The organism is Phenylobacterium sp., from assembly GCF_016793285.1.
Classification (GTDB): Bacteria; Pseudomonadota; Alphaproteobacteria; order Caulobacterales; family Caulobacteraceae; genus Phenylobacterium.
Genome location: NZ_JAEUMO010000230.1, coordinates 19726 through 43871, shown reverse-complemented (window position 1 = coordinate 43871; position 24146 = coordinate 19726). Strand labels below are relative to the sequence as shown.

The following is a 24146-nucleotide window of genomic DNA, read 5'->3' as shown; positions in this document are numbered from 1 at the left end:
CATCGCCCATCGGGGCGGGCAGATCAAGCGGGGAGCCGGTGAGCACGATCAAGGCCGTGGCTGCGCGGGCCGGCGTGTCGACCGCCACGGTGTCGCGCGCGCTCTCCAATCCCGAGATCGTGCAACCCGAGACCCGGGCGCGCGTGCAGGAGGCGATCGAGGCGCTGCACTACGCCCCGAACCACGCGGCCAAGAGCCTGCGCATGCTGCGGACGTCGAAGATCATGGTGATGGTCCCCGACGTCTCGAACCCCTTCTTCTCGGAGGTCCTGCGAGGCGCCGAGGAGGCGGCGCAGGCCGCGGGCCATTCGGTGCTGCTGGGCGACACCCGCGGCGACGAGAGCCGCGAGGCGCAGTACGCCGAGATGCTGCTGCGCAAGGAGGCCGACGGGCTGATCTTCCTGGGCCACCGGATGCCGCCATCGCTGGCGCGCGTGGTGGCGGCGCGGGGCGCCCAGGCGCCACTGGTCAACGCCTGCGACTTCTCCGCCGAGCATGGCGTCGCCGGCGTCCACATCGACAACGCGCGGGCCGCCGCCGAGGCGATGGGCTTGCTGTACTCCATGGGCCACTGCCGTGTCGGCGTGATCGCGGGCCCGCTGGAGAGCCACCTGACCCGCGAGCGGCTGGCGGGGGTGCGGCGCGCCGCCGTCGCCGCGGGCGCGGAGCGCGGGCTGGCCGTCGTCCACGCCGACTACACCATCGAGTCGGGGCTGCAGGAGACGACGCGGCTTCTGGCGGCGGCCGGCCGGCCGAGCGCGGTCTTCTGCTTCTCGGACGAGATCGCCGTGGGGGCCCTGTCCGCCTGCCGGGCGAGGGGCGTCGCCTGTCCCGCGGGGCTCTCCATCGTCGGTTTCGACGACGTCCGCTACGCGCGCTTCCTGGACCCGCCGCTGACGACGGTGCGCCAGCCGATGGCCGAGATCGGGCGTACGGCGGTGAAGCTGCTGCTGGACATCCTGGCAGGTGAGCCGGCTCCGGCCGAGCCGGTGACCCTGGCGCACGAACTGGTGGTGCGCGCGTCCACGGGCCCAGCGGCCTGACAACGGAGTCGACAGGTGTTCGCGTGCGTGTAATGCATTACATCAGAAAAGCGACGGGAACGGTCGCCGGCAGCTTCCTCGGGCCCCGGCGCGCGCCGCCATCCGCCGTGCGCCGCCATCCGTCGTGGGCTGGGAAGCGATGATCAGGGGAGACGCCACATGCTGCTCGAACGAACCGGCCTCGATCGCCGGGGCTTCCTCGTCGCGGGCGCCGCGGCCATGACCGCCGCAGCGACGGGCGCGAGCGGGGCCGCCAAGCCCTTCTTCGCGGGCAAGGGCCTGCCGATCGGCATCCAGCTCTACACCCTGGGCCCGGACGCGGCGCGCGACCTCGACGGCACGCTCGCGGCGGTGGCGGCGGCCGGCTACAAGACCGTCGAGCTGGCGGGCTTCTACGGGAAGACGCCGGCGCAGTTCCGGGCGGCGCTGGACAAGGTGGGGCTGAAGGCCACGAGCGTCCATGTGCAGAGCCGCGCGATGGGCCCCGACGGCGGCCTCGACGGCGACCTCGGCAAGCTGGCCGACTCGGTGCTCGCGGTGGGCGCCACGCAGGCGGTGATGCCGAGCCCGCGGATCCCCGAGCGCCTGGGCCTGCGCCCCGCGTCGGGCGAGGACATCGCCGGCTGGCTGCGCAGGGTGCTGACCGCCATGAACGCCGACGACTGGAAGGAGAACGCCCGCTTCCTCAACGAGAAGGCCGCGGTGCTGAAGAAGGCCGGGATCAGGCTCGGCTACCACAACCACAACTTCGAGTTCGCGCCGCAGGGATCGACCACCGGCATCGAGATCCTGATCAAGGAGACCGATCCGGCGCTGGTGACCTTCGAGGCCGACGTGGGCTGGATCGCCGCCGCTGGCGTCGACCCGGCGGCCTTCATCAGGAAGCACAAGGGCCGTGTGACCATGATGCACGTGAAGGACCTCAAGGCCTCGACCAAGCCCAACTTCGAGCTGCGCATGGATCCGACCGAGATCGGTTCCGGCGAGATCGACTGGAAGACCCTGCTCCCTGCCGCCTACGCGGCCGGCGTGCGCCACTTCTACGTCGAGCAGGAGGCGCCGTTCGAGCGGCCGCGGATCAAAGCGGCGAAGATCTCCTACGACTTCCTGGCGAAGGTCTGAGATGGCGAACCTCACCGGCAAGGCGAAGGCCGAACGCACCTATGACGCCATCGTCATCGGCAGCGGCATCACCGGCGGCTGGGCCGCCAAGGAGCTGACCGAGAAGGGGCTAAAGGTCCTCGTGCTCGAGCGCGGCCCGATGGTGAAGCACATCGAGGACTATCCGACGGCCCAGACCGCGCCGTGGGAAGTGAAGTACCCGCGGGCGAAGCTGCCGGACGCCGAGCTGAAGGCGCACTATCCCGTCCAGAACCGCACCGGCTATGCGCTGACCGAGTACACGCAGCACTTCTTCGTCAAGGACGACGAGAACCCCTACACCGAGGACAAGCCGTTCGACTGGATCCGCGGCTACCACGTCGGCGGCCGCTCGCTCTTGTGGGCGCGGCAGAGCTACCGGCACTCGGACCTCGACTTCGAGGCGAACGCCAGGCAGGGCGTCGGCGTCGACTGGCCGATCCGCTACGCCGACATCGCGCCCTGGTACGACTACGTGGAGCGGTTCATCGGCGTCTCGGGCCAGGCCGAGGGCCTGCCGCAGCTTCCCGACGGCGTGTTCCAGCCGCCGATGGAGATGAACTGCGTCGAGAAGGCCTTCAAGGCGTCGACCGAGGGCAAGTTCGGCCGCCGCGTCACCATCGGCCGTGCGGCCCATCTCACGGCGCCCACGGAGGAGCAGCTCGCGCTGGGCCGCGGCAAGTGCCAGTACCGCAACATGTGCATGCGGGGCTGCCCGTTCGGCGCCTACTTCAGCTCGAACTCGGCGACCCTGGTGGCGGCCGAGCGCACGGGCAACCTGAAGATCCGCCCGAACTCGATCGCCACCAGCCTGATCTTCGACGAGAAGACCCAGAAGGCGACGGGGGTGAAGATCCTCGACGAGGCGACGCGGCAGGAAGAGGCGTTCTACGCCGGCGTGATCTTCGTCTGCGCTTCGGCGCTGAACTCGACATGGCTCTTGATGAACTCGACGAGCCGGCGCTTCCCGAACGGGTTCGGCAACCGCAGCGACCAGCTCGGCCGCAACGTCATGGATCACCATCTGAACGTGGGCGCCCAGGGCCTCGTGCCGGGCTATCTCGACGAGTACTACTCGGGCCGCCGGCCGAACGGGATCTACGTCCCGCGCTTCCGCAACCTGGGCGACGAGAAGAGCGCGCGGAAGGACTTCATCCGCGGCTACGGCTACCAGGGCGGGGCTGCGCGCCTGGGCTGGGATCGCGACCAGCCGGGGATCGGGGCCGAGCGCAAGGCGGCGCTGAGCCAGCCCGGCCCCTGGGCGTTTCGCATCGGCGGCTTCGGCGAGGTGCTGCCGAACCCTGAGAACCGGGTGACGCTGAACAAGGCCAGGACCGACAAGTACGGGCTGCCGACGCTGACCATGGACGCCGTCATCCGCGAGAACGAGCTGGCCATGCGCAAGGACATGCAGGCCCAGGCGATCGAGATGGCGGAGGCGGCCGGCTTCACGAACGTGACCGGCTTCGACACCGGCTCGCCGCTGGGTCTCGGCATCCACGAGATGGGCACGGCGCGGATGGGCCGCGATCCGAAGACGTCGGTGCTGAACGCGCACAACCAGGTCTGGGAGTGCAGGAACGTCTACGTGACAGACGGGGCGGCGATGACCTCGTCGTCGTGCGTGAACCCGTCGTTGACCTATATGGCGCTCACGGCGCGGGCCTGCGCCCACGCGGTCGAGGCCAAGAAGCGGGGGGAAATCTGATGCAGACCCGTCGCGACACGCTGCTGACCTTCGGCGCGCTCTGGACCGCGCTCGCCATCCCCGCCGCGGCGGCCGCCCAGGCCACGCCGGCGCTCGGCTGGTCGCCCAAGGCGCTGTCCGCCGACCAGGCGCGGCGTCTGGAGGTGGTGGCCGAGCTGATCATGCCCGCGAGCGACACGCCCGGGGCCCGCGAGGCCGGCGTGCCCGCCTTCATCGACCGCAACCTCGCCGAATGGTCGGGCGCGGCGCAGCGGGACGCCGTGAAGGCCGGGCTCGACCGGATCGACGCCGACGCCAGGGCGGCGCACGGCCAGCCGTTCCTGGCGCTCGCGCCGGCCCAGCAGGCGGCGCTGCTCGCCCGCTACGACGGCGAGGCGAGGGCCCAGCGCGGTCACTTCTTCGGCGTGCTGAAGGACCTGACGACCGTCGGCTACTTCACCTCCGAGGCCGGCGCGACCAAGGCGGCGCGCTACGATCCCGTGCCCGGCGACTACAAGGGCTGCGTGCCGCTGAAGGAGATCGGGCGGGTCTGGGCGCTGTAGACGTCAGGGCGGCGTGGGCTGCGACGCCCGGCGCGGCAGGCGCTGGGCGCCGAAGAGCACCAGCCCGACGACAAGGCTTGCGCCGATCGCGACGGCCTGGGGCAGGGTCATCTGCGCCAGGATGCCGGCGCAGCCCAGCACGACGATGGCGAGCACCAGCGGCGCGGCGGGCATGCGGTAGGTGGCGGCCGGCGCGGCGCCGGTGCGCTCGGCCCGGCGCAGGCGGATCGAGGCCAGCGCGACGCTGAGGTAGACCAGGACCCGCGTGCCCACGGCGAGCACCACCAGCGACTGGAAGGTGCCGGTGAGCGTGAGCGCCACGACGAGGACGGTGCTGACCGCGATGGCGACGACGGGGGTGCCGTAGCGCGCCGAGCGGCGGCCGAACCAGGCGCCGATGTCGCCCTGGTCGGCGAGGCTCTGAAGCAGGCGGGAGTTGGCGAGCAGCGCGCCGGCGTTGCTGCCGACTACGGCCAGGATGGCGGTCGCCGCGATGGCCCACCAGCCGGTCGGCCCGAACACCGCGCCCGCGGCGTCGCCGAGGGCGAGGCGGCTGAGCGCGAGGTCCGGCACGAGTCCGATCGCGACCGCGTTGGCGCCGACCAGCAGGACGACGCCGGCCGCGAGCGAGGTCACCAGGGCGCGGGGCACGTCGCGCTGCGGGTCGCGCGCCTCGCCGGCCGGGATCGCGAGGTTCTCGAAGCCGGCATAGGAGAACATCCCCATCGCCGCGGCGGCCGCGACCGCGTGCCAGGTGAGCGGCTGGGCCGGCACGAGGGCCACGGGGTCCAGCGCGGGAAGCGCCACGACGATCAGGAGCACCACCGGCGCGACCTTGACGATGGCGAGCGTGGTCAGGAGCCCTGCGTTGGTGCGTCCCCCGACCACCGAGAACGCGGCGATCACCGTGGCCATCGGGACGACGACCGCGGCGGTCGCGACGACGTCCAGCGACCGTCCGGTGGTGACCTCCAGCAGCATGACCAGCGCGGCGAACATCGAGGCCGTCGAGATGACCCGCGAGACGTAGAGCACCCAGCCGATCTCGAAGCCGGCGAGGGGACCGAAGGCGCTGCGGACGTAGAGGTAGGCGCCGCCGTTCTCGCGGAACCGGCTGCCGACCTCGGCGAAGCAGAGCGCGATGGCGAACATCAGGACGCCGACGACCAGCAGGATGATCGGCGCCCAGGCGCCGGCCGTCGCGAAGTACTGGGCGGGCAGAAGATAGAAGCCGGCGCCGATGATGCTGTTCACGCCGACGGCCGCGAGCGTGGCGACGCCCATGGCCCGCGGTGACGATGCGGCTTGCAACATGGTTCCCCCGGCCGCCCGCGGCGGCTTTGCGCGGCGGGACCGTAGACTTGAAACCAAGTCGTATCAATTGTCGTCGTGCGGCCCCTCGCCGGGGAGGTGGTAGTCGATGTTCACCGTGCCGAGCTGGAACGCCTCGCGGGAGGCGCGGTGGAACTCGCGCTGGATGCGCGCCACGTAGCGGAAACGGGTCTCGTCATCGAGGCCGCCCTCGCCCTCGATCCAGCGAATGGTCAGGTCGATGAACTGGCCGACGTTGAGGCGCGAGGCGTAGTTGGCGCGGGCGCCGGCGCCGGGCGGAGCGTCGGGTCCCGGCTCGAACCAGCGGACGCGCGTGTAGGCGGCGATGGCGTCTTCCACCTTCTGCCGCCAGTCCAGGCCTTCGACGCCGGCCTGGCTGTAGCGCAGGACGAGCAGGAACGGCTCGGGCTGCTCGCGGGCCGCCAGCACGAGGCCGCGCAGGCGGCCGCCGTAGGTGCGGGCGGGTTCGGCCCAGACCTCGTGAATCTTCTCGATCACCTTGTCGCGGATCGCGTCGAGCAACTCGTCCTTCGAGCGGAAGATGCGGTAAATCAGGATCTTGGGCACGCCGGCGGCGTCGGCGACGTCCTGCATGGTGGCCGTGCCCACGCCACGTTCCAGGAACACCCGGCTGGCGGCGAGCAGGAACGCCTCGCGCCGTTCGGGGACGTTGACCCGGGGTTTCGATCCGCGGCCGGTCTTCGGGCGCGCCGCGCTCACGGCGGTCGATTTCGCCACCTGGTTCTCCGCTCTCGTTTTCCGGTTGTGATGTAGCCGTGCGCGTCGGCCGGCGTGAAATGAAACCAAGTCGTAGCATAATTTGACAGGCCGGCAATCCGAGCGCATTGTTACCGGGTCGGAACAACCGCGGAGGACAGCGGGGGCCGGCACTTCAGGGGGAATCGCTCATGGCGCGTGGCACGCTCTTTCTTTCAGTGGCCATCGCGGCGCTCGGTGCGCCGCTGGCGGCGCAGGCCCAGACCGCGGACGCAGGCGTCGGCGTCGAGGAGGTGGTCGTCACCGCCCAGAAGCGGGCGGAGAAGCTCCAGGACGTCCCGATCTCGGTGGCGGCGTTCAGCGGCGAGACGCTGGAGGCCGCGGGGGTCCAGGACATCCGCGACCTGCGCCGGATCACGCCCAGCCTCTACCTCGCCACCTCGTCGAACACCAGCAACACGCGGATCATGATGCGCGGCATCGGCACCAGCGGGAACACGGCGGTGGAGCCCTCGGTCGCGACCTTCGTGGACGGCGTCTATGTGCCGCGCATCGGCTCGCTGCTGGCGGGCCTCAACGACATCAGCTCCGTGGAGGTGCTGCGCGGGCCGCAGGGCACCCTGTTCGGCCGCAACGCCTCGATGGGCGCGGTCCAGATCCGCACGACCGCTCCGGGCGACGAACTGGGCGGCGAGGTTTCGGCGACCTACGGCCAATACGGCGTGAAGCGCCTCTCGGTCATGGGCGACCTGCCGATCACGGACACGCTGAAGACCCGCGTCTCGATCCTGGGCTACGAGGGCGACGGCTACGGCCGCAACGACCTGACCGGCAAGCGCATGGGCCGCAACGACGGCTTCTCGGCGCGCGCGGCCATCCAGTGGGACATCACGCCGGACGTCACCTGGACCCTGCGCGGCGACTATCAGAACCTGAGCGGCGACGGCTACAACACCATCACCGTCGTCTCGAGCACCGTGACGCCGACCACGCTGGCCGCCTGGCAGACGCGCCTGGATCCGGACGGCGCCGGCCCCCTGACCGGCCTCTTGCCCTACACCTCGGACACCTATTCGCGCCATGTGCGCCAGTCGACCGAAGGCGACCTGAAGGACTACCAGACGGGCGTGGCCAGCGACCTGACGTGGGACATGGCCGGCGGCTACCAGCTCAAGCTGATCAGCGGCTACCGTGACTGGAAGAACATCCAGTACCAGGCCTCGAACGGGAACATCCCGCTGGAGCTGCAGCGGCGCACCACCTTCGCCGACAGCCAGAACCACTCCGAGGAGCTGCAGTTGCTGTCGCCCGACACGCTGCTGAACGGCCGGCTGAATTTCGTCGCGGGCCTCTTCTACTACGAGGAAGCCTACGACATCGGTCAGAACATCGACCTGACCAACGAGTACTGCGAGGTGTTCATCCGCAACACCTCGACCGCCGCGCGCCTGACGCAATGCCGGGCGAACACGAAAGTCGGCGCCTCGTACTACGTCTTCACGCAGGACACGGAGTCGGTCGCGGCCTACGCCCAGGCCAACTTCAAGCCGACCGAGCAACTGACCGTCACCGGCGGCATCCGCTACTCGGAGGACGACAAGACCGCCAAGTACCGCGGCATCACCCGCAACCCCGCCGCGGCCCAGGCGGCCGAGGTGACCGACATGGCGCTGAAGGAGGACAAGGTCACCTACCGCATCGCCGGCAACTACAAGCCGAACGACGACGTGATGGTGTTTGCGAGCTTCTCCACCGGCTTCAAGTCCGGCGGCTTCGACTCGGCGCCGGGCACGACCGCGGCGGTGGGCGCCGCGGCGCGGAGCTTCAACGCCGAGACCGTCGAGAACTGGGAGCTGGGCGTGAAGTCCGAACTGTTCGAGCGGCGCCTCGTGGCCAACGCGACGCTGTTCCGGTCCGACATCAACGACCTGCAGTTCCGCAGCTTCGACGGCCTCCAGTTCCGCACGCGAAACAACGGCAAGGCCCGCCAGCAGGGCGTCGAATGGGAGCTGACCACGCGTCCGCTCCCGGCGTTGCAGGTGGGCCTGGCCGGGACCTACCTCGACTCCGAGTACCTGGACTTCCGGGGCGCGCCCGGCCTGCCCGGCCTCGGCGGCGCGCAGGATCTCTCGGGCCAGCGGCTGCCCTACTCGCCGAAGTGGCAGGGCACGCTGTCGGGCCAGTACACCGGCGAACTCTCCAACGGCTGGAGCTGGTTCGCCCGCGCGGACCTGGCCTTCTCCAGCAAGGTCAACCTCGCCTCGTCGGGCGACAACAATCCCGATGCGCTGCAGAAGGGCTACCAGCAGCTCAGCGCGCGCATCGCGATCCGCGGACCCGAGCAGCGCTGGGAGGCCGCCGTCTTCGGTCAGAACCTGACTGACGAGACCTTCTGCACGGGCATCTTCAACCAGCCCAACAACGCCGCCTTCGGCCTCAACAACGCCGTCACCGGCGCCACGGCGCTGCGCTGCACGCTGAACGACCCGCGCCAGATCGGCGTGGAGCTGAAGGCCAAGTTCTGACCGTCCCGGACGAGGGAGCGAAAACGATGAGCAAGCACACCCGCGCCGCATTCCCGGCGGGTGGCGTCGCCTGGGCCGATCTCAAGGCCCAGATGGCCCAGCGCACCGCCGCAGACGCCGACTGGAAGAGCGGCCGCACCGCGATCTTCTTCTTCATGGCGAACGAGGAGGCCTATGAGGTCGGCAAGCGCGCCTTCATGGAGCATTTCTCCGAGAATGCGCTGGGCGCCGCGCGGGCCTATCCGGGCATCGCCCAGATGGAGCGCGACGTCATCGACTACGGGCTGGACCTGCTGCACGCGCCGGAAGGCGGCCGCGGGGTCTTCACCACCGGCGGCACCGAGAGCATCCTGCTGGGCGTGAAGTCGGCCCGCGACCGCCACCGCGCCGCTGGCAAGGGCGGGGCGGGTCAGCCGCTCAACATGGTGATGCCCGTCTCCGGCCATCCCGCGTTCGACAAGGCCGCGATCCTGATGGACGTGGAAGTGCGGCGGGCAGGCCTGCGCCCGGACCTCCGCTGCAACGTCGACGACTTGAAGGGGCTGGTCGACGAGAACACCTTCCTGATCGTGGGCTCGGCGCCGTGCTTTCCGCACGGGGTGATCGACCCCATCGGCGAGATCGCGGCGTTCGCACTGGACCGCGGCATCTGGATGCATGTCGACGCCTGCGTCGGCGGCTGGGTGGCGCCGTTCTTCGAGCGGATCGGCCGCGGAACGCCAGCCTTCGACTTCCGTCATCCCGGGGTCTGCTCGATGTCGGCGGACCTGCACAAGTTCGGCTTCGCGCCGAAGCCCTCGTCCACCGTGTTCTTCCGCGACGGCGCGGATCTGGAGCGGTCGACCTTCCGCCTCGGCACGTGGGGGAGCGGCATGTACACCACCGCCACCATGTCGGGCTCGCGCCCGGCGGGCGCCGTCGCGGCGGCCTGGGCGGTGCTGAACCACCTAGGGACCAGCGGCTACGAGCAGGCGGCCCGCGATCTCTCGGCCATGACCGACGCCTACGTCGCCGGCATCCGCGCCATCCCGGAACTGGAGCTCTGGGCCGAGCCGGACGTGACGATCCTCAACATCGGATCGAACGTCGTCGACATCTACGCGGTGGCCGAGCGGATGAGGGCCCGGGGCTGGATCCCCGGCCTGACCAGCGCGCCGCGCGGCATGCACACCATGCTGTCGATGCAGCACGCCCCCGCGCGCGAGGCCTGGCTGACCGACATGACCGACAGCATCGGCGAGGTCCGCGCGACCAAGGCCACGAGCGACCTCGCCGCCACCTACTGAGCACGCCCCCGACGTCGGAAGGAGACGATCCCGTGGACTCCGGAACAGCCCTCGCCCCGCTGCCCACGGACTGGTCGACCGAAGGGATCGTCGCGCGGCGTGACCGCTACTACGCGGCTTCGCAGCGGCGGTTCGTCCCATACAAGACCCCGCTGATCTTCCGTCGCGGGCAGATGCAGTATCTCTGGGACGAGAACGACCGGAGATACATCGACCTCCTGGGCATGAACCTCTGCATCTCGGTGGGCCACGCGCATCCGGCGGTGGTCGCCGCGGTGCAGGACCAGGCGGCGCTGCTTACCCACTGCACCACCATGTTCTACCATCCGACGCCGGCGCACCTGGCGGAGGAGCTGGCGGCGACGATGCCGGCGGGCCACGAATGGGTGGTCCACTTCACCAACTCGGGCGCCGAGGCCATCGACCTCGCGCTCCTGATGGCGCGGGCCTACACGGGCTCGATCGACATGCTGTCGCTGCGCACCAGCTATCACGGCGCCACGTTCGGGGCGCAGGCGCTGACCGGCATCGCCGGCTTCCGCCACAACGTGCCGCAGTTGGGCGGCGTGGCCTTCCTGCCCGAGCCCAACGCCTACCGCGGCCTCTTCGGCCAGGACATCCAGCCCTACCTCGACGAGGTGGAGCGCGCGATCGAGACCTCCACCTCGGGCCGCATCGCCGGCATGATCCTGGAGACCGTGCAGGGCTACGGCGGCATCGTCGAGATGCCCCCGGCCTATATCGCCGGCGCCGCGGAGCGGGTGAGGGCGGCCGGCGGCCTGATGATCGTCGACGAGGTGCAGTCGGGTTTCGCGCGGACCGGCGACAGCTACTGGGCCTTCGAGGCCAGCGGGATCGTCCCCGACATCGTGGTCATGGCCAAGGGTATCGGCAACGGCATCCCGCTGGGCGCGGTGGTGACGCACCGCCGCATCGCCGAGTGCATGGCCGACAAGTTCCTGTTCCACACCTACGGCGCCAATCCGGTGGCCTGCGCCGCCGGCCGCGCCGTGCTGCAGGTGATCCGCGAAGAGCGCCTGCAGGCCAACGCCAAGGCGGTGGGCGCAACGCTGAAGGCCGGCCTCGTGGAGCTGCAGAAGCGCCACCCGATCATCGGCGACGTGCGCGGCCTCGGCCTGATGATGGCGGTCGAACTGGTGAAGGACCGCAAGACCAAGGCCCCCGCCACCGAGGAGACCGCGGCGGTCTTCGAGGAGACGCGCCGGCAGGGCATCGTCGTCTCGAAGTCCGGTCCGCACCGCAGCGTGCTGCGCATGGTTCCGCCGCTGTGCCTGTCGATGGACGACGTGCCCGCCGTCCTCGACGCGTTCGAGCGCAGCTTCGCCGTGGGCCTGGGCTGAGACTGCTGTAGGAGTACCGGATGCCGCCGTCCCGTCCCTTGCCCACCCGCCGCGCACTGCTCGCCGGATCGGCCGGGTTCGCCGCCGCATCGGCCGCGGCCGCCCAGCCGGCGCAGCGGCGCGGCGGCGCGGGCAAGGCGCCGAACATCGTCTTCATGATGGTCGACAACTTCGGCTACGGCGACCTGGGCTGCTACGGCGGCGGCGAGTTGCGGGGCGTGCCCACGCCGCGCCTGGACGGCCTCGCGGCCGAAGGCATGCGGCTCACCAACTTCAATTCCGAGCCGGAATGCACCCCCAGCCGCTCGGCGCTGCTGACGGGGCGCATGCCGGTCCGCACCGGCACCTCGATCGTGGAGTCGCGCGGCCTGAAGGACGGCATCGCGCCGTGGGAATACACCCTGGCCGAACTGCTTTCCGACGCCGGTTACGCCACCGCCTGCTACGGCAAGTGGCACCTGGGCTCGGGCGACGACCGCGCCCCGACCCGCCAGGGCTTCGACGAGTGGTTCGGTATCCCGCGCTCGAGCGGCGAGGTGAACTGGCCGATCCAGCCCGGCTTCGACCCGAAGGAGTTCACGCCGCAGTCGGCGATGGAGGGGAAGAAGGGCGAGGCGAGCCGCCCGGTGCGCACCTACGACCGCGCCGCCCGCGCGCTGATGGACCGCGAGATCACCGAGCGCGCCGAGGCCTACATCCGCCGCCAGGCGGGGGGCGGCAAGCCGTTCTTCCTCTACCTGCCCTTCACCCTGCCGCACGAGCCGCCGTTGACGCACCCGGACTTCACCAGGCCCGGCCGCTCGACCTACCAGAACGCGCTGGCCGAGATCGACGCCAACGCCGGACGGGTGATCGACGCGGTCGAGAAGGCGGGCCTGAAGGACGACACCATCGTCGTCTTCTGCAGCGACAACGGCCCGCAGAGCTTCCAGGGCATCGGCGTAGAGTTCGGCGGGCGCGCCGACTCCGGCCCGTTCCGCGGCGAGTTCCCGAGCGGCTGGGAGGGCGCGATCCGCACAGCCTGCATCGTCCGCTGGCCGGGCCGCACGCAGCCGGGGCGGGTCAGCAACGGGATGGTCTCGATCCAGGACTTCTACCGGACCCTCGCCGGCGTGGCCGGCGCGGGCGCGCGCGTGCCGACGGACCGCTTCGTGGACTCCATCGACCAGGGCGACTTCCTGTTCGGGCCGAAGCCCACGTCGAACCGCGAGCACCTGATGATCTTCCACGCCAACCGCCTGCTGGCGGTGAAGTGGAGGAACTTCAAGGTCCACTTCGCCGTGCGCGAGCCGGCGCGGGGGCAGGTGGTGGCCTCCGGCCAGGTGGTCACCAACTCCTACCTGGAAGAGCTGCCGAGTCCCTGGGTCTTCGACCTGGAGAACGACCCCAAGGAACTCTGGAACATCTATACCACCAACATCTGGGTGCGGCGCCCTGTGGCGCGGATCCAGCGCGAGTACGAGGAGAGCGTCATGCGGTTTCCCAATGTGCCCACGGGCGCCGACGGTCCGGCCCGCGCCGCGGGGGCGGCGTCGTGAGCGGCCGGCTTGTCCCCGCCGTCGTCGCCGCCGGCGTCGCCGCGCTGGTCGCGACCGGCGTCGCGGTGAGCGCCTCGACGGCCCAGAAGCCGCCGGCCCCGCCGCCGTCGCCGGCCGCGAAGCCCGCGCCGAAGGCGACGGCCGCCGCCGCGCCGGCGCACCTGCCGGGCTGGAATGCCGAGCGCAACGCCTATTTCGGCGACCTGCACGTCCACACCTACCTGTCGAACGACGCCTACATCTCCAATGCGCGCCGCACCCCCGACGACGCCTACCGCTTCGCCCAGGGCGAGCCCATCGGCCACCCGTCGGGCTACACCGTGCGGCTGGCCGGCGCGCCGCTCGACTTCACGGCGGTCACCGACCACTCGGAGTACCTCGCGGTGGTCAGCGCGGCGGCCCGGCCCGGGCACCCCCTCGGCAAGCTGCCGTTCAGCCAGAATCTGATCGCCACCGATCCCGTCGCCGCCCAGAAGGGCTTCGAGGCCTTCACCAGCGCCAAGCGCGAAGGGACGATGCCGAAGGAGTACGACGACCCTACGATCGTCGCCGAGGGCTGGCGGGAGGTGCGCGACGCCGCCGCGCGTCATAACCACCCCGGCCGCTTCACCACCTTCGTCGGATACGAGTTCACCGCCTCGCTCGAAGGCAAGAACCTGCACCGCAACGTCATTTTCAAGACCGCCCGCGTGCCGGCCGCGCCGTTCTCGGCGACCAGCGTCTACGATCCGGAGCTGCTGTGGCAGGCGATGGACAGTTGGCGCGCCAAGGGCATGGAGGCGCTGGCGATCCCGCACAACTCCAACGGCTCCGACGGCATCATGTTCGACAGCGTGCGGCTGAACGGCAAGCCGGTCGACCGCGCCTACGCCGAGATGCGGGCGCGCAACGAGCCGCTGGTCGAGATCAGCCAGACCAAGGGGACGTCCGAGACCCACCCCTCGCTCTCGCCGAACGACGAGTGGGCCAACTTCGAGATCTGGGAGCGCTACATCGCGCTGAACAAGATGGTCACGAAGTTCCCCGGCAGCTACGTCCGCCGGGCCCTGGAGGACGGCATCCTCCAGCGCGAGAAGCTGGGGGTGAACCCGTTCAAGCTAGGCTTCGTGGGCGGGACCGACACCCACAACGCCACCCCGGGCTTCGTGGACGAGAACACCTACGCCGGCGCATCGGGCCTGCGCGACGGCGCACCCGAGCAGCGGGGCTCGGCGAAGCCGAAGGGCGCCGCCGACTGGCCGAGCCCGGGGCCGATCCAGTACTCCGCCCGCGCGGGCTCGGGTCTCTCGGGTGTCTGGGCCGAGGAGAACAGCCGCGATTCCATCTATGCGGCGCTGCGGCGCAAGGAGACGTTCGCGACGTCGGGTCCGCGCATCAAGGTCCGCTTCTTCGCCGGCTACGACTTCCCGGGCGACCTGCTGACCCGCGCCGACACGGTGCGCCAGGCCTATGCCCACGGCGTCCCCATGGGCGGCGACCTGCTGGCCTCCCGCGGCCGCGCGCCCAGCTTCCTCGTCTGGGCCGTGCGCGATCCGCGCGGCGGCTACCTGCAACGCGCGCAGGTGGTGAAGGGCTGGATCGAGAACGGCCAGGCCAAGGAAAAGGTGTTCGACGTCGCCTGCTCGGATGGCCTCAAGGTCGGCGCGAACGCCCGCTGCCCCGACAACGGCGCTGGGGTGAACATGAAGACTTGCGAGCCCGACCGCTACAAGGGCGACGTCCAGCTTCGCACGGTCTGGCGCGACCCTGAGTTCAATCCGAGGCAGAGGGCCTTCTACTACGTTCGCGTGCTGGAGAACCCGTCCTGCCGCTGGTCGACCTGGGACGCGCTGCGCAACGGGACCGAGCCCAGCCCGCGGCTGGCCGCGACGATCATGGAGCGCGCCTGGTCCTCGCCCATCTGGTTCGAGCCGGGCGCGTGACCGCGCCGCTCGCCCGGCGCCGGCTCCTCGCGCTCTTCGCCGCCTCCGCCCTGGCGGGGCCGGCGTTCGGGGCGGGGCGCAGGCCCAACATCGTCCTCATCGTCGCCGACGATCTCGGCTACGGCGATCTCGGCTGCCAGGGCGGCAAGGACGTGGCGACGCCCAACATCGACCGGCTGGCGACGCAGGGGGTCCGGATGACGGACTTCTACGCGAACCATCCGAGTTGCGGCCCCTCGCGGGCCGCGATGCTGTCGGGGCGCTACCAGCAGCGGTTCGGGTTCGAGAACAATGCCGGGCCGGCGCAGTATGAAGACCCGGCCGTCGGCCTCCCGCGCGATCACGGGGGCACGCTGGCCGAGCGGCTGAAGGCGCAGGGCTACGCGACGGGGGCGGTCGGCAAGTGGCACACAGGCTACCTGCCCGGGAACCTGCCGACCGGCCGCGGCTTCGACAGCTTCTACGGCTTCGTGGGCGGGGCCATGGCCTACACCCCCGATGGCGCCAGCGGCGACAAGGCCATCCTGCGGGGCACGTCGCCGGCGCCCATGCCCGCACACACGACCGAGGCCTTCACCGACGAGGCCGTCGCCTTCGTCGAGGCCAACCGCGAGCGGCCGTTCTTCCTCTACGCCGCCTTCAACGCTGTCCACGCCCCTTTGCAGACCACGGCGCGCTACCTCGACCGGGTTGCGGCACAGGCGGACCCGAAGCGGCGGACCTACCTCGCCATGCTGGCGGCCCTGGACGACGCGGTCGGGCGCATCGTGTCGGCGGTCGACGCGGCAGGCGTCGCCCGCGACACCCTGATCGTCTTCACCAGCGACAACGGCGGCCCCACCTGGCAGACGACCAGCAGCAACCGGCCGCTGAACGGCATGAAGGGCACGGTGCTGGAGGGCGGCGTGCGCGTCGCCACCATCTTCCGCTGGCCCGGGCGGCTGCCGGCGGGGCGTGTCTCCTCCGCGGTCGGGACCGGCTTCGACATCACCGCGACCGCCCTGGCGCTGGCGGGTTCGCCCCGGACGCCGGACCTCGATGGCGTCGACCTGACGCCGGTTCTCGCCGGCGGCGCCGGGCCGGCGGACCGGCCGCTCTTCTGGCGGCTGGGCCCACAGGGCGCCGTGCGCCGGGGCGACTGGAAGGCGGTGAAGGCCGAGGACCGGTGGTGGCTGTTCGATCTTTCCCGCGACGTCGGTGAGCGAAACGATCTCGCCGCGGCGCGGCCCGCAGTGCTGGCGCGGCTGAAGGCCGACTGGACGCGCTGGTCCGACGCGATGCCGCCGCCCGCCTGGGGCTCGTTGAACCGGAGCGGTCGCGCCGGGACGGGCGAGGTGAGGGGGCTGATCGAAGACTTCGTCGCGGGCCGGCCGGTGAATCCGCGTAGCCTGCTGTACGGCGGCGGGCCCGAATAGGCGCTAGACTAGATCGCCGCCATGGTGCGTTCGATCAGCCAGTAGGCCGACAGGCCGCCGATGGCGTAGGCCGGGGCCAGCGCGGCCCAGCGGGGCAGGGTGCGGTGGCTCATCGCCAGCAGTCGGCGGCCGGCCGCCATCACGATCAGGACGGCGGCGATGAAGGTCAATTGCCCGATCTCGACGCCGACGTTGAACAGGAACAACGCCTCGGGCGCGGCGCTCGCGGGCAGGCCGATGTCGGCGAGAACGCCGGCGAACGCCATGCCGTGCAGCAGACCGAAGGTGAAGGCGATCAGCCAGGGCCGTCGCTGCGCCAGGCCGCCGGCGGCGCGGCGCGACGGCATCAACTCGAGCGCCACGAACAGGATGCTCAGCGCCACCAGCGCCTCGATCGCCGCCGAGGGAAAACGGATGATCCCGAACGCCGCCAGCGCGAGCGTCAGGCTGTGGGCCACGGTGAAGGCGGTGATCGCCTTCACCAGCTTCCAGTTGGGGCCGATCAGCAGCAGCAGGCCGAGCACGAACAGCAGGTGGTCGATGCCGATCAGGATGTGCTCGACCCCCAGGAGGAGGTAGGCGGGAACCGCCACGCCCGAGGGCTTCGTCGCGCCCAGGACCATCCGCGGCTCGGCCGGCTTCAGCACGTGGTCAGAGGCCTCGCCGTCGCGGGCGGTGACGCGGACGATCACATCGGTGACGCTCTGGGCCAGGCCCTCGATCTCCAGCGTCTGGCCGGCCAGCGGCGGGCCGTCTCGCACCCGCCAGACGCGGGTGACGTAGCCCGGGGCGGCCTGCTCGACCTCGGCCGGCTTTTCGAGGGCGCCCCCAGAGAGGTGCGGGACGAGGCGAAGCGCCATGTCGCCGACCACCGGGCGCTTCCACACGACCTCGTAGGCGTTTGGGCCGGTCTCCCGGATCTGCACCAGCGCCGGGCGAACCTCATGTGCGTCCGCCGTGGCGACAGCGGTGAAGAGCGCCGTCAGGGCGAGGCAGAGCGCCGCCAGCAGCCTCATTGCGGAAGGCCCGCGATCTCGACCTTGTAGCGCTTGCGCAGGGACGTCCGGAACGCGCGGTTCTCGTCCTGGCGCCGTTCGGCCAGCCAGGCGGCGCGCACTTCGTCGCGCACCTGCGCCAGCGGAGGGAACACCGGCGGCAGGCGCCGCTCCACGCGGATCAGGTGCAGCCCGTAGGCGGACGGGACCGGCCCGACCCACGCGCCCTCGGCGGCCCCATGCACGGCCGCGGCGAACTGCGGGCCATAGTCCCGGTCGAGGTCGGTCTCGGCGACATCGGCATAGGTGAGGGGCAGGAGCGACGGGTCGCTGCCGGCGGTCCCCCCGGCCTCGAGGCGGGCCAGCGCGGCGGCGGCGGCGGCCTGCGGCGTCTCGCCGGTGCGGTCGCGGCTGAAGAACAGGTGGCGCATCGCCACGCGCCCGGGCGTGGCGTAGCGGTCGCGGTGGGCGTCGTAGTAGGCCTGGAGCGTCTTCTCGTCCGGCTCCGGGATGGCGGCGATGTCCTCGCTGGCGAAGGCCATCTTCTGGGCCAGCCGCCGGCGCACGATCATGTCGTCCTTGTCGAGCCCGAGGCGGATCGCCTCGCGGGCCAGGAGCTCTTCGTCGACGCGCTCTTGGATCAGGGCCGAAAGCTCGGCGCGGGTCGGCGGCCGCTGGCTCTGGAGCTCCCAGTAGGTGGCGAGCTGCTCGATCTCGGCTGCGTCGATGCGCACCACCGGCCGCTTCAGGTGGTTGGCGAAGGCGATGGCGGCGAACAGCAGCGCGCCCAGCGCCAGGAACTGGACGAGCGGCTCCCGCAGGACGCGCGAGAGCCGCGACGGTCGATCTTGGCTCACGCCGTCGGCTCGAACCAGATGGGCGAGGACCAGGCGCGTTCCATGATGGTCGGCTGGAGCTTCGGATTGGGCGGCGTGCCGTTACGCAGCGCGTCCCAGGTCGACCAGCGGCAGGACGGATTCTCCAGCACGCGAACGTAGTAGAAGGCCCGCTGCCTCGGATTGAACTCGGGATCCTTCCAGACGGTGCGAAGCTCGACGTCGCCCTTGAAGCGGTCGATCTCGCAGGTCTTGAGGTTTACGGTCGCGCCATTGTCGCCGCAGCGGCCGTTCGCGCCGACCTTGAGGCCATCCGAGCAGGCGACGTCGAACACCTTCTCCTTGGCCTGACCGTTCTCGATCCAGCCCTTCACCACCTGCGCGCGTTGCAGGTAGCCGCCGCGCGGATCGCGCACGGCCCAGACGAGGAAGCTGGGCGCGCGGCCGCGGGAGGCCAGCAGATCGCTGCCCATCGGGACACCGTGGGCATAGGCCTGGCGCACCGTGTCGGCGCGGGTCAGCAGGTCGCCCGGGAAGTCGTAGCCGGCGAAGAAGCGGACCTTGATGCGCGGACCCGACGTCGCGAACGTCTCCTTGCGGCGCATGGCGGTATAGATCGCCTCGCGGCTGTTCTCCTCGGCCCAGACGCCTGCGAGGCCCGACGCGCCCCAGGCCTGGTAGCGGCCGCCGGCCGCGCCGGCATCGACGCCGTCCCAGGTCTTCTTGCCGTCCGGCGGCGTAGAGCCACGCAGTTCGGGCCGCGAGTCCGGGCGGCCGGTCTTGGAGAAGTAGTTCGGCTCCTCGACGCTGCCCGGCGCGGCGTTGTGGGTGTCCGAGCCGCCCACGAAGCCGAACTTGAACGGGTTCGCGCCCAGCTTGTCCCGATAGATGATCCCATCCTCGAGCGCCCGGCGCACATAGCCGCCCGCGAACTTGGTGATCTTCACCGGCGAGCCGATGTAGCTCTCCATGATCTCGAAGTTGGCCCACTCGTCGTTCGGCGACAGCGAGGGGTGGGTCTCGGACGTGCCCTTGATCTGACTGATCTCGACCAGCGGCTCGTTGCGCATCCGCAGCTCGGCATAGGTCTTGTCCAGCGGCTTGCCGTTCATCCGCTGAGTGTCGAACATCATTCCGTCGGAACCGTTCGAGTTGTGCGAGATGGCCAGCGCCTCGACGCCCTTGGCGCGCCAGCCGTCCATGGTGCGCCACAGGTCCTCGGGGTCGCGCGACTGGTTGGCCGTGTAGGGAAGGCCTGCGACCTTCGCGCTCCTGAAGATGACGTTGCGGTGCATGTTCCGGCCGTCCGGCGCCGAGGTGAACTCATAGCCGACGAACGTGGTGAAGCGGCCCGGCGCGTAGTTGCGGGCGGCCGCGTCCTGCACCTCGCGCCAGGCGCGGGACGCGACTTCCGGCGCGCTGAATTCGGTGGGCAGCGTCCCGTCGCGGAAGCCGGTGACGACGCGGGTGAAGGCCGCGTTGATCTCCTTCGGGTCGGTCGAGAACAGGCCCTGCGTCACCGGCAGCTTCGAAAGCGGGCTGTGCGGGTCGTTGGCCTCGCGGATGGCCCCCATGAACTCGGAGTGGTCGGTGACGGCGACGAAGTCGAGCGGCCCGCCCTGGAGGCGGATGTCGAACCCCGCCGCATGGCCGATGGCCTCGCCCTTGGCGAACGCATAGGCGTCGTCGGGCGTCCTGCGGACGTTGAAGATGTAGGCGTCGAACGACAGGTAGGTGTGGACGTGCAGGTCGCCGAAGTAGGCATTGCGGTCGGTGTTGTAGCCCGGCAGGCGCGCTGCGGCCGGCGCCGTGGCCGGACCTGGGGCCTTCGCCGTCGGCCGGGCGGGCGCTGCGGCCGGCGCGGCGGCTTTCTGCTGGGCGACCTGCGCCCCGATGGCCGTTCCGCCGGCCAGCACGCCTACCACGGCGGCCGGGATCACATAGCGGGCGACTTCCCTGCGCATCTTCATCGGCGTTCCCCTCGTTCCCCTATCGCCTCAGCGATACCCGTCTTTCCGCCCCCCGCGCCAGAAGCCGCGAGGCATGGCGAGGTCGAGCGCAGGCATGGCGACGCTCAACGGTATTCGGGTTCCTCCCACTCCGGCCAAAGGTCGGGCAGGCCCCCCGAAACCTTGTCCGGGAAGGCGGCCGGGCGCTTGTCGAGGAAGGCCGCGATGCCTTCCTTCGCGTCGTCCGAGGCGCCGCGCATCCTGAGCGACCGGCTGTCGGCGCGGTGGGATTCCATCGGGTGGTCCGCGGTCAGGCCGCGCCAGATGAGCTGACGCATCACGGCCATCGACATCGGCGCGGACTCCGCGAAGCCCTTGGCGATCGCGCGGGCGGCCGGCAACAGGTCTTCGGGGGCGTGGAGCGCCTGGACGAGGCCCTTGGCATGGGCCTCCTGGGCGGTGAAGACGCGACCGGAATAGCACCACTCCAGCGCGGCCGGCGGGCCGACCAGCCGTGGCAGGAACCACGACGAGCAGGCCTCCATCGTGATGCCGCGCCGCGCGAAGACGAAGCCGAACTTGGCCTCGGTCGAGGCGATCCGGATGTCCATCGGCAGTTGCATGGTCACGCCCACGCCCACTGCCGCGCCGTTCACCGCCGCGATCACCGGCTTCAGGCTCTGGAAGATGCGCAGCGACACCCGGCCGCCGCCGTCGCGGGTGACGTCGCCGGTGTCGCCCGCCGCGCGCCGTTCGGCTTCGCGCGCGCCCTGATCGAAGGTGCCGCCGCCGGCCCCCAGGTCGGCCCCGGCGCAGAAACCGCGGCCCGCGCCGGTGACGATCACCGCCCTCACCGCGTCGTCGGCGTCGGTCGCGTCGAACGCGGCGATCATGTCCAGCATCATCTTCGGCGTGAAGGCGTTCAGCCGATCGGGCCGGTTCAGCGTGATCGTCGCGATCCCGTCGCCGTCGACGTCGTAGAGCAGGGTCTCGAATGGCGGCATCGGCGAAGGGTCTCCGGGATCAGGGCGCTGAGATTTCGAACCAGAGGTCGAAGCGGTCGAGTAGGGCGACGAGGCGGCCGAGTTCGCCCGCGCCGTCGCCGGCGAGGCCCGCGGACTCCAGCGTCTCGGCGCCGGTCACGAGGTCGACGAGCTGGCCGCGCGACAGTTCGACCCGTGGTCCGGCCTCGCCCGCGCGATGGTGCAGCACCGCGTTCTCGACCCGCACCGCGAACCGCTCGCCGGTGTCGCTGAAGGCCACCGTGAACGCGATGGCCCGGTCGCCGGCCGCGAGCCCGTTCAGCCGCACCGAAAGCGCGTCCAGCAGGTTGTCGGCGGGCAGGGTGCGGAGCTGGCCCGCCGAGGCCTGCCGCGGCGTGTCCGACTTCGGCCGGGGCTTGCGCAGCTCCTGCGCGCCGGTGAGGTAGAAGTCGCGCCAGGGGCCGGACTCGGCCTGGTAGCCCATCTGCTCTAGGGCGTTGGCCTGGAGGGCGCGCGCGTCGGCGTTCGCGGGGTCGGCGAAGACGAGGTGGCCCACGATCTCGGCGGCCCAGCGGTAGTCGCCCGCCTCGAAGGCGCGGCGGCCCTCGGCCAGCACCTTGCCCGCTCCGCCCATGGCGTCCACGTACCGCCGCCCCGCCGCTTCCGGCGGATGCCTGTTCAGGTTGGCCGGGTTGCCGTCGAACCACCCGAGGTACTTCTGGTAGACCGCCTTGGCGTTGTGGCTGAGCGTCCCGTAGTAGCTGCGGGTGTGCCACTCCGCCTCCAGCGTCGGCGGCAGCTTCAGCACCTCGGCGATCTCGGGCCCGTTCATCCCGTGGTTCGCCATCCTGAGCGTCTGGTCGTGGATGTACTTGTAGAGGTCGCGCTGCTTGCCGAGGAACGCGCGGATCGGGTCCTCGCCCCAGCGCGGCCAGTGGTGGCTGGCGAACATCACGTCGGCCTTGCCGGCGAACATCGCCAGCGCCTCGTCGATGTAGAAGGCCCACGCCTTGGCGTCGCGCACCTGCGCGCCGCGCGGCGTGTAGAGATTGTGCAGGTGACAGGTGCAGTTCTCCGCCATGCAGAGCGCGCCGAACTGCGGAAAGTGGAAGTTCATCTCGGCGGGCGCCTCGGTGTCGGGCGTCACCTGGAAGACGACCTCGACGCCGTCCAGCGTCAGCGACTGACCGGTGTGGGTCACCGAGACCGTGGGGGCGACGAGCGCGACCTTGCCCGTCGACGTGCCCTTGCCGAGGCCGGAGTCGACGTGACCTTTGGGGTCCTTGGGCAGGAGACCGCCGTACATGTAGGTCGCGCGGCGGCTCATGACGTTGCCGGCCAGGACGTTCTCGGCGACGGCGGCCTGCAGGAAGCCCTCGGGCGCCACGATCGGAACGCCGCGGGCGATGTCATCGGGAGTCAGCACGCCCATGACGCCGCCGTAGTGGTCGACGTGGCTGTGGGTGTAGATCACCGCCGTCACCGGCCGGTCGCCCTTGAGCTGGCGCAGCAGCTCCAGCGCCGCCGCGGCCGGAGCGGCAGAGGTCAGCGGGTCGATGACGATCCAGCCCTCGCGGCCCTCGATGAAGGTGATGTTCGAGATGTCGAAGCCGCGCACCTGCCACACGCCCGGCGTCACCTCGAACAGGCCGTGCATGGCGTTCAGCCGCGCCTGGCGCCAGAGGCTGGGATTGACCGTGTCGGGCCGCTCGCCGTCCAGGAAGGCGAAGGGGCGCTGGCTCCAGGCGCCGGGGACGTCGGCGTCGGGGATCGTGCCGACGAAGCCCCGGGCCGCGAGCGCGAAGTCGCCGCCGTCGTCGGGGGGCAGGTTCGCCGCCACGGCCGCGTGCGCGGCGCGGGTGGCGTCCGTCGCGTCCTGGCGCGGATCGGCCTCCGACATGCTTCCCCCTTCGCCGTCTGATGCGCGGCGTTCGCGGACGCTAGGCTTACCGGAAGCGCGGTTCAATTCAAATGTTCCGAGTTGGTATCAAATGGATTGACGAGGCGGGCCCAAATCCTCAGGTTCGCGCCCGGGGCGGATCAACCGCCGGGGAGGCTCGCCATGAACCTGCAGGGCAAGGTCGTCGTGATCACGGGTGGCGGCGGCGGCATCGGCAAGGCCCTGGCGGAGCGGTTCCACGCCGAAGGCGCCGCGGGAATCCTGGTCGCCGACCTCGACGGCGAGGCGGCGGCGGCGACCGCCGACGCCGTGGGCGGCGTCCCGGCGCAGGCGAACGTCGCCGTCGAGGCCGACGTGCAGCGGATGGTGGCGCTGGCCGAGGAGCGCTTCGGCCGCATCGACCTGATGTGCTCCAACGCCGGCGTGCCCGTGCGCGACCCCGACTTCAACAACGCGACGTCGGCCTCCAACGAGGTCTGGACGCTGGGCTGGGAGGTCAACGTGATGGCCCACGTCTATGCGGCGCGCGCGGCGCTGCCCGGGATGATCGCCCGCGGCGGGGGGTACTTCCTGCACACGGTCTCGGCGGCGGGCCTGCTGAGCCAGCCCGGCAGCCCGGTCTATGCGACCACCAAGCACGCGGCGACCGGCTTCGCCGAAGCGCTGGCGATCACCCACAGGAGCCAGGGCATCGGCGTCTCGATCCTCTGTCCGCAGGCCGTGGACACGCCGATGATCCGAGACGCCCGCGGCTCGCAGGCGGTCGACGGCGTGCTGTCGCCGGCCGAGGTCGCGCAATGCGTGGTCGACGGCCTGGCCGCCGAAACCTTCCTGATCCTGCCGCACCCGCAGGTCCTGACCTACATGCAGCGCAAGACGAGCGACTACGATCGCTGGATCGGCGGCATGGTGCGCCTGCGTGACAAGATCGCCGCGTCCCTGGCCGGCGGCTGA

General features: G+C 70.9%; 18 protein-coding genes. 11 read left to right on the top strand and 7 right to left on the bottom strand.

The features are described from left to right. Nucleotides 1-38: 38 nt before the first annotated feature. The 4 genes from JNL41_RS20060 to JNL41_RS20045 all read left to right on the top strand — a co-directional run bounded on the left by JNL41_RS20060 (nt 39) and on the right by JNL41_RS20045 (nt 4433). Nucleotides 39-1043: a LacI family DNA-binding transcriptional regulator gene (locus JNL41_RS20060; protein ID WP_293477949.1), complete on the top strand. Its 1005-nt coding sequence runs from the start codon at nt 39-41 to the stop codon at nt 1041-1043. A gap of 159 nt (nt 1044-1202) precedes the next feature. Beyond that, nucleotides 1203-2165, top strand: coding sequence for a sugar phosphate isomerase/epimerase (locus JNL41_RS20055; RefSeq protein ID WP_293477948.1), 963 nt, complete (start codon nt 1203-1205; stop codon nt 2163-2165). A 1-nt stretch (nt 2166) separates the two neighbouring features. Further along, nucleotides 2167-3891 (top strand): GMC family oxidoreductase, encoded by a 1725-nt coding sequence (locus JNL41_RS20050; protein WP_293477947.1) that lies wholly within the window; start codon nt 2167-2169, stop codon nt 3889-3891. Further along, nucleotides 3891-4433, top strand: a complete 543-nt coding sequence (locus JNL41_RS20045) for a gluconate 2-dehydrogenase subunit 3 family protein (protein ID WP_293477946.1) — start codon at nt 3891-3893, stop codon at nt 4431-4433. The genes JNL41_RS20050 and JNL41_RS20045 overlap by 1 nt, the downstream gene beginning before the upstream one ends. A 3-nt stretch (nt 4434-4436) precedes the next feature. Here the strand turns inward: JNL41_RS20045 and JNL41_RS20040 are convergent, their stop codons facing one another. Then, a complete protein-coding gene (locus tag JNL41_RS20040) occupies nt 4437-5747 on the bottom strand; it encodes an APC family permease (RefSeq protein ID WP_293477945.1) in 1311 nt (436 codons plus the stop codon). A gap of 63 nt (nt 5748-5810) precedes the next feature. Continuing rightward, a complete protein-coding gene (locus tag JNL41_RS20035; RefSeq protein ID WP_293477944.1) occupies nt 5811-6503 on the bottom strand; it encodes a TetR/AcrR family transcriptional regulator in 693 nt (230 codons plus the stop codon). A gap of 170 nt (nt 6504-6673) precedes the next feature. Here JNL41_RS20035 and JNL41_RS20030 point away from each other — a divergent pair, with 170 nt between their 5' ends. The 6 genes from JNL41_RS20030 to JNL41_RS20005 are packed head-to-tail and all read left to right on the top strand — an operon-like array spanning nt 6674 to nt 16529. Then, nucleotides 6674-9007 (top strand): TonB-dependent receptor, encoded by a 2334-nt coding sequence (locus JNL41_RS20030; RefSeq protein ID WP_293477943.1) that lies wholly within the window; start codon nt 6674-6676, stop codon nt 9005-9007. 26 nt (nt 9008-9033) lie between these two features. Then, complete coding sequence (locus tag JNL41_RS20025) at nt 9034-10293, top strand: pyridoxal-dependent decarboxylase (protein ID WP_293477942.1); 1260 nt, start codon at nt 9034-9036, stop codon at nt 10291-10293. 32 nt (nt 10294-10325) lie between these two features. Further along, nucleotides 10326-11654 carry an aspartate aminotransferase family protein gene (locus tag JNL41_RS20020; protein WP_293477941.1) on the top strand — a complete coding sequence of 443 codons (1329 nt, stop codon included), beginning with the start codon at nt 10326-10328 and terminating at the stop codon, nt 11652-11654. Between the two features lie 20 nt (nt 11655-11674). Continuing rightward, nucleotides 11675-13192, top strand: a complete 1518-nt coding sequence (locus JNL41_RS20015) for an arylsulfatase (protein ID WP_293477940.1) — start codon at nt 11675-11677, stop codon at nt 13190-13192. Further along, nucleotides 13189-15114, top strand: coding sequence for a DUF3604 domain-containing protein (locus tag JNL41_RS20010; RefSeq protein ID WP_293477939.1), 1926 nt, complete (start codon nt 13189-13191; stop codon nt 15112-15114). Before JNL41_RS20015 ends, JNL41_RS20010 begins: the two co-directional genes overlap by 4 nt. Next, nucleotides 15111-16529: a sulfatase-like hydrolase/transferase gene (locus JNL41_RS20005; protein ID WP_293477938.1), complete on the top strand. Its 1419-nt coding sequence runs from the start codon at nt 15111-15113 to the stop codon at nt 16527-16529. The genes JNL41_RS20010 and JNL41_RS20005 overlap by 4 nt, the downstream gene beginning before the upstream one ends. A gap of 8 nt (nt 16530-16537) precedes the next feature. On the opposite strand, the gene JNL41_RS20000 is transcribed toward JNL41_RS20005, so the two are convergent. The 5 genes from JNL41_RS20000 to JNL41_RS19980 form a co-directional block, all read right to left on the bottom strand. Further along, nucleotides 16538-17545: a HupE/UreJ family protein gene (locus JNL41_RS20000; RefSeq protein ID WP_293477937.1), complete on the bottom strand. Its 1008-nt coding sequence runs from the start codon at nt 17543-17545 to the stop codon at nt 16538-16540. Next, nucleotides 17542-18381: a peptidylprolyl isomerase gene (locus tag JNL41_RS19995; RefSeq protein WP_293477936.1), complete on the bottom strand. Its 840-nt coding sequence runs from the start codon at nt 18379-18381 to the stop codon at nt 17542-17544. Before JNL41_RS19995 ends, JNL41_RS20000 begins: the two co-directional genes overlap by 4 nt. After that, complete coding sequence (locus tag JNL41_RS19990) at nt 18378-20330, bottom strand: DUF3604 domain-containing protein (RefSeq protein ID WP_293477935.1); 1953 nt, start codon at nt 20328-20330, stop codon at nt 18378-18380. The genes JNL41_RS19995 and JNL41_RS19990 overlap by 4 nt, the downstream gene beginning before the upstream one ends. 104 nt (nt 20331-20434) lie before the next feature. Next, a complete protein-coding gene (locus JNL41_RS19985; RefSeq protein ID WP_293477934.1) occupies nt 20435-21313 on the bottom strand; it encodes a crotonase/enoyl-CoA hydratase family protein in 879 nt (292 codons plus the stop codon). Nucleotides 21314-21332: 19 nt separating this feature from the next. Further along, entirely contained in the window at nt 21333-23192 is a 1860-nt protein-coding gene (locus JNL41_RS19980; protein WP_293477933.1) for an alkyl sulfatase dimerization domain-containing protein, read from the bottom strand. A gap of 162 nt (nt 23193-23354) precedes the next feature. Here JNL41_RS19980 and JNL41_RS19975 point away from each other — a divergent pair, with 162 nt between their 5' ends. Beyond that, entirely contained in the window at nt 23355-24146 is a 792-nt protein-coding gene (locus JNL41_RS19975) for an SDR family oxidoreductase (RefSeq protein WP_293477932.1), read from the top strand.